Genomic DNA, 6,384 nt, shown 5'->3' with positions numbered 1-6,384 from the left:
CTGTATTAAAGGCACAAAATGTAGATATACCATCGGGTTCCTTAAATTTGGTTACGGGTAAGATAAAGGTAAATACGCCGGGGATGTTTAGTTCACTGCATGATATAGAAAATACTGTTGTAGGAGTCTCAAGTAGTACGGGTGAAATGGTAAGAATTAAAGATATAGCAAAAGTATATATGGACTATGATGATGATTCAACTTATAAATTTACTGACAATGCTCAAAATGCAGTATTGCTTGCAACGTATTTTCAAAAAAATAAAAATATAATTCCAATAGGAAAGGATATAAAGAAAAAATTAGATACAATAAAAAAGGGAATGCCAAGTGATCTCAAAATAGATGAAGTTACTTTTCAACCTAAGGATGTAAGTGATTCTGTCTCATTTTTTATGAAGAATCTTAGGGATGGAATAATACTTGTAATCATAACTGTTCTTATCGGTATGGGTTTTAGAAATGCAATGGTAGTATCTGCAGTTATACCTATATCAATCTGCATGACTTTTGCTATTATGTATGCTCTTGGAATAAAAGTTGAACAGATGTCAACTACGGCACTTATTATAGCCCTTGGAATACTCGTTGACGATGCTATAGTAATAGGAGATGTCATACAGGTTGGAATAGATGATGGTATGGGAAGGAATGAAGCGGCATTTAATGGAATAAAAAAACTATTTGTACCAGTATTTACTTCCACCTTAATCATTGTAGGAGCTTTTTTACCTTTGCTCTCAATATCAGGAGTTGTTGGAAAGTTCTTAAAGAGCCTGCCGCAGGTTGTTATAATATGTGTAATCTGTTCTTATTTATGTGCGTTGTTTGTAACACCAGCTATGTCTTCTTTGTTTTTTAGAAAGAGTAAGGAGAGCAAACGGGAAAATCCAATTCGTATGATGTTTGAGAATCTTTTAAAATATGGACTTAAGCACAAGAAAACTATTATTGGGGCAGCATTAGCTGTTTTTGCAGTGGCATTGATTTTAATTAAAACTCTCGGAATGCAGCTCTTCCCTTATGTAGATAAAAATATGATATATATAGATGTCTCAAATGAAAAAGTTGCAGATATAAAAAGTACTAGCAAGTTGGTGAACCAAATAGAAGGTATATTAAAACGGCAAAAAGAAGTTACAGCTTATACTTCGGCTATAGGTGGTGGTATGCCTAAGTTTTATGTAACACTTCCTACAGTTGCGCCTGCTGATGACACGGCCCAAATTATGATAAAAGTAGATTTAAAGAAGACAAATAGATTTAAAACTAGGCAGGAGTTAGTAGAATATGTACAAAATCAAATAGATAACAACATTTCAGGAGGTACAGCTACAGTAAAACAACTTGAGGAAGCCATGCCTATAGGTGCACCGATACGTTTGAGACTTACTGGAGATGACCTGGATCAGATTCAGAAGGTTTCTGAAAAGATACAGCAGCAGTTAAAAAATATACCTGGGACTATGAATGTAAGAGATGATGCTGCTAAAAAGACTTATGAATATGAAGTAGATATAGATGAAAATAGAGCATCACAACTTGGTTTATTAAAATCAGATGTCCTGCAGCAGATTAATATTGCACTTAAAGGATATAAGGCTTCTACTTATAGAAAAAATGGTAATGAATATGATATTATGGTCAAAACAAATATTTCATCTGTAGGAGATTTGAAAAATTTATATATTGAATCAAGTGTTACCAAGAATAAAATACCTTTATATGAGGTTGCATCTGTTAAACTTAATTCGGAAATAGATAAGATCACTCATTATAAAGAAGACAGAACTGTAACTATTTACAGTGATGTTAAAAGTGGATATAATTCAGTTAATATAGAAAAAGAATTGCAGCAAAAAATAGATGGAATGAGTATAGATCCAGTAAAAGTTATATATGATGGTGAAAAGGCTCAGATAAGTAAGTACTTCACAAGCCTTGGTGTAGCAGGTGTGCTCATTTTAGTAATAATATATGTACTCTTGTTTATTCAATTTAAATCATTTGTACAACCACTTGTAATAATGTGTTCTCTGCCACTGTCCCTTATAGGAGTTTCAATAGGACTTCATGCTTTTGGAATGAATCTGTCACTTACAGCTTTTATGGGTATAATAAGCTTAATTGGAGTTGTTATAAGAAATGCCATACTTCTTATTGAGTATATAAACAATGGTAGAGAAGATGGACTTTCTGTAGATGATGCTTGTATGTTTGCTGTAAGCCAAAGATTTAGACCTATAATATTGAGTTCTACGGCAACAGTTACAGCACTTATACCACTAGCTTTTTCAGGAAGTGCACTTTTTGGACCTATGTCCGTTGCTATGATGTGTGGACTTTTGACAGCTACGTTTCTTACGTTTGTGGTAGTACCTGTAGTTTATTCTATGGTAAATACGAAACTAGAAAAAAAGATTAAGAGTAAAGAAGTTATTACTGATTAAGAAATGCCGTATAGAGTTTTAACTTAAAAATCAACTTATACATAGAAATATTTAGTCGCACTTGTGGTTGTACAAATATTCGAAGTATAAGTTGATTTTTTGCTTAGAAATTCTATAATAGGAAAAAGTAAGGTACATTAATATAAAAATTTAATATAACTATAGTAAGGAAAGTATGAATTCATTGGATGTTTTTCACACTTTTATGTAGTCATAAATAATATATATTAAAAGTATGGAGGAATATTTTCCAGTAAATGTTTAGGAGGTGGTTTATAACGAAATATAATAATGAAAAAGAAAATTGCTATAAAGATAAAGGGTATAGGAAACTTCATCTTGGTTGCGGAAGAACTATACTTGAAGGATGGATAAACTTAGATCTTATAAAGCTTCCAGGTGTGGATGTAGCTGCAAACTTAGACGAATGTGCTAATGTTAAGCTTCCATTTGAGGATGACTATTTTGAAGAGTTTTATGCAAGTCACTTAATTGAACATATAAAGAATCCACTGTCTATGATGCAGGAACTTCATAGAATAGCAAAGCCAAATGCTAAAGCTATTTTTAGGTGCCCTTATGGATCTAGTGATGAAGCTTTTGAAGATCCTACTCATGTTAGACAATATTTTTTAAATTCTTTTGGATATTTTGGACAACCGTTTTATTGGAGAGCTGACTATGGTTATAGAGGGGATTGGAAAGTAAAAAGACTTATTTTAACAGTTGATAAAAATAAATATGAAGGTGTTGAACCTTATAAGGTTTTAGAGGAAGTAAATAAATTTAGAAATGTTGTAAGGGAAATGATTGTTGAATTAATAGCAATAAAGCCTATAAGAGAACCTAATAAGAATTTACAAAATCGTGTAAATGTTGAATTTAATCTAGTTTAGCTTTACGCATATAAGTATTCTAACTTAAAAATCAACTTATACGTAGAAATATTTAATCGTACTTGTCGTTGTATAAATATTCGGAGTATAAGTTGATTTTTTGCTTAGAAAACCTATAGGTTTAGCATCATTTTTGAGCTATTTCTACTCTTACAGATTTCCCCTTGATGGTTTTGTGTTTAAGTCCATCGAGAACTGTGCGGCCTTTCCCAGATAGTATATCCACGTAAGAAAAGTTATCCTGAATTTCTATTATGCCAACGTCTTCAGGGTTAATACCATCAATGCTGGATATAGTCCCAGCAATATCCCCTGGACTTATTTTTTTCTTTTTACCTGCACTTATATATATTTTTGTAATGTCTTTATTTAGTTTATTGGATTTATCTTTTTTTATCTTAGGAGCAGCTTTTAACTTTTCTCTATATATATCCTTGCCTTTTTCCACTTCCTCTTTTGATGGAACGTCACCTTTTTCAATAGTAAGATTGAAGGAGTTTTCTATTTCTTCTAGAAATCTATATTCTTTAGGTGTAACGAAAGTTATGGCAGTTCCACTTTTTCCTGCACGGCCTGTTCTTCCTATTCTATGAATATAACTTTCTTTTTCCATAGGAATATCATAGTTTATGATATGGGTTATATTTTCTACATCTATTCCACGGGCTGCAACATCCGTGCATACAAGAAAAATAAATTCTCCTCGCTTAAATCTTTTCATGACATCAATTCTTTCAGATTGAAGCATTCCTCCGTGAAGGGCACTGCAGGAATAACCTTTACCTTTCATTTGAAGCACAAGGTCTTCTACATTCTTCTTTGTTCTGCAAAATATCATACAACTTTCTGGCCTTTGAGTATATACTAGCTTATTTAACAAATCGAATTTTTTATATGCCTCTATCTGATAATATATTTGATTGATTCTATTTATTACAGGATTTTCGGCTTCTATTTCTATATTAATAGGATTATTCATATATGCAGCACATAATTTAAGTATTTCCTGGGGAATGGTTGCAGAAAAAAGGAGAGTTACTCTATTTTTAGGCAGCTTATCTAGGACAGCTTTGACCTGATCTATAAACCCCATATTTAGCATTTCATCTGCTTCATCTATGATCAAATATTGTATTTTTTTCAGGGAAAGAGTACCTTTTTCTATATGATCTAGTGTTCTTCCTGGTGTCCCAACTACTACATGGGTTCTTTGTTTAAGTTCTTTTATCTGAGTTGTTATAGGCTCTTTTCCAAAGATTGCAGTACAATTTATTCTCTTAAATCTTCCTATATCGTAAAAATCTTCTTTTATTTGTAGTGCAAGCTCTCTTGTAGGAGCAAGTACTAATACCTGAGGATTTTTTTCTTCAAGTTCTATTTTTTCACAGATTGGTATGGCGAAAGCTGCTGTTTTTCCACTGCCAGTTTGTGACTTTACTATAATATCTTTATTTTTAAAAATAAGTGGTATTACTTTTTCTTGAACCTGGGACGGATTTTTATATCCTAATTTTTCTATTGATTCTAATATATCTTCACTTAATGCGAAATCTTTAAACTTTAGTTTATCCATAATTTTTTTACCTCGTATACTTTTATATTAACAACACTTATCATACTATTATGTGCTTATAATGTATAGGGGACTTAATGAAATTCATTCATTGCATATTTTAAATTATGGTATAATATTTACACCATACAAGTTGCAAAAAGGAAGGTCGAAAAATGGAGAGAAAAAAATTTTTAGATGTTGCTACTACAGAGAATAATAAAAAATGGAAACAAAGCATTTCTAGAGAAAACAAATTGTATAAAAGAAACCATGAGCTCCGAAGCGAATTTTCAAGAGACTATAATAGAATATTGCATTCTACTTCATACAGGAGACTAAAACATAAAACTCAAGTATTTTTTGCAACAGATAATGACCATATATGCACAAGAATAGAACATGTAAACCATGTTTCTGCTGTGAGCTATACTATCGCCAACTATTTGGGTTTAAATACACAGCTTACTACAGCAATTGCCATTGGACATGATTTAGGACATACCCCTTTTGGACATGAAGGTGAAAAAATATTAGGAGACTTTTCTAAAGCACATTTAGGCAATGAATTCTGGCACGAAAAAAATAGTTTAAGGTTTGTAGATAAAATAGAAACTTTGCCAAACCCTGCGGGAAAACAAAGCAACCTTGATTTAACCTATGCTGTAAGGGATGGAATTGTATGTCACTGTGGAGAGGTAAGGGCAGAGGCAATTTTTCCAAGAGATCAGGTTGTAGATTTAAACGATATACAAAAAACATTACAAATATCTTCTTATACCTGGGAAGGTTGTGTTGTTAAAATAGCAGATAAAATATCCTATCTGGGTCGGGACATAGAAGATGCTTTTAAACTTGGAATATTAAAGAGAAGTCAATTAAAAGAACTATATAAAATAACAAAAGATACTGTTGGTATACACAGTATAAGAGAAATAAACAATACGGTGCTCATGCACAATTTTATTGTAGATTTATGTCAAAATAGTAGTCCAGATAATGGTATTGTATTGTCAAGCAAATATTTGAATTTTATTGATCTTGTAAAGGAATTTAATTATGAAAATATTTATAATCATGAAAGGCTTAATAATTTTAAAAATTATGTAAAATTAGTTTTAGATACCATATTAAATACTTTAATGGGTTATTATGATGGTGAAAAGACATTAGACAAAATTAAAGACTTTAAAAGGATATATCCTTCGCTGCATGAGGGATTTTCTGGATGGCTAAAAAAATATTGTATTCAATTTAAAGGAAGATGGAGAGATAATGAAAAAATTTATGATTTAAAGAATTATCGTGATTATATCCAGGCTATCATAGATTATACGTCTGGTATGACGGATAACTTTGCCATAAGAGTTTTTAATGAAATGTTGAGATTTTAATTGACAATATAAAGTTATGTAAGTAGAATATAATAAACAGAGTTCTTGGTTTCAGGTGGAGTTTTTTCTCCATCTGAAACTTATTAACAGGA

Annotated in this window: 4 protein-coding genes; 3 read left to right on the top strand and 1 reads right to left on the bottom strand. The window is 31.4% G+C overall.

The window, feature by feature from the left end; all coding sequences use genetic code 11:
- Positions 1 to 2,450, top strand: a 2,450-nt coding sequence (locus CLRAG_RS13335) for an efflux RND transporter permease subunit (RefSeq protein ID WP_065078880.1), incomplete at its 5' end; no start/stop codon positions are given.
- A gap of 257 nt (positions 2,451 to 2,707) precedes the next feature.
- A complete protein-coding gene (locus tag CLRAG_RS13330) occupies positions 2,708 to 3,346 on the top strand; it encodes a class I SAM-dependent methyltransferase (RefSeq protein WP_242872147.1) in 639 nt (212 codons plus the stop codon).
- A gap of 127 nt (positions 3,347 to 3,473) precedes the next feature.
- Here the strand turns inward: CLRAG_RS13330 and CLRAG_RS13325 are convergent, their stop codons facing one another.
- Positions 3,474 to 4,919, bottom strand: a complete 1,446-nt coding sequence (locus tag CLRAG_RS13325) for a DEAD/DEAH box helicase (RefSeq protein WP_065078879.1) — start codon at positions 4,917 to 4,919, stop codon at positions 3,474 to 3,476.
- A 155-nt stretch (positions 4,920 to 5,074) separates the two neighbouring features.
- Between CLRAG_RS13325 and CLRAG_RS13320 the strand changes: the two genes are divergently transcribed.
- Positions 5,075 to 6,292 carry a deoxyguanosinetriphosphate triphosphohydrolase family protein gene (locus CLRAG_RS13320; RefSeq protein ID WP_065078878.1) on the top strand — a complete coding sequence of 406 codons (1,218 nt, stop codon included), beginning with the start codon at positions 5,075 to 5,077 and terminating at the stop codon, positions 6,290 to 6,292.
- The last annotated feature ends 92 nt before the right edge of the window (positions 6,293 to 6,384 follow it).

The organism is Clostridium ragsdalei P11 (assembly GCF_001675165.1).
GTDB classification, from domain to species: Bacteria; Bacillota; Clostridia; order Clostridiales; family Clostridiaceae; genus Clostridium_B; species Clostridium_B ragsdalei.
Note: the sequence above shows the minus strand (reverse complement) of the source record. Positions and strands in the feature narration are given on the sequence as shown.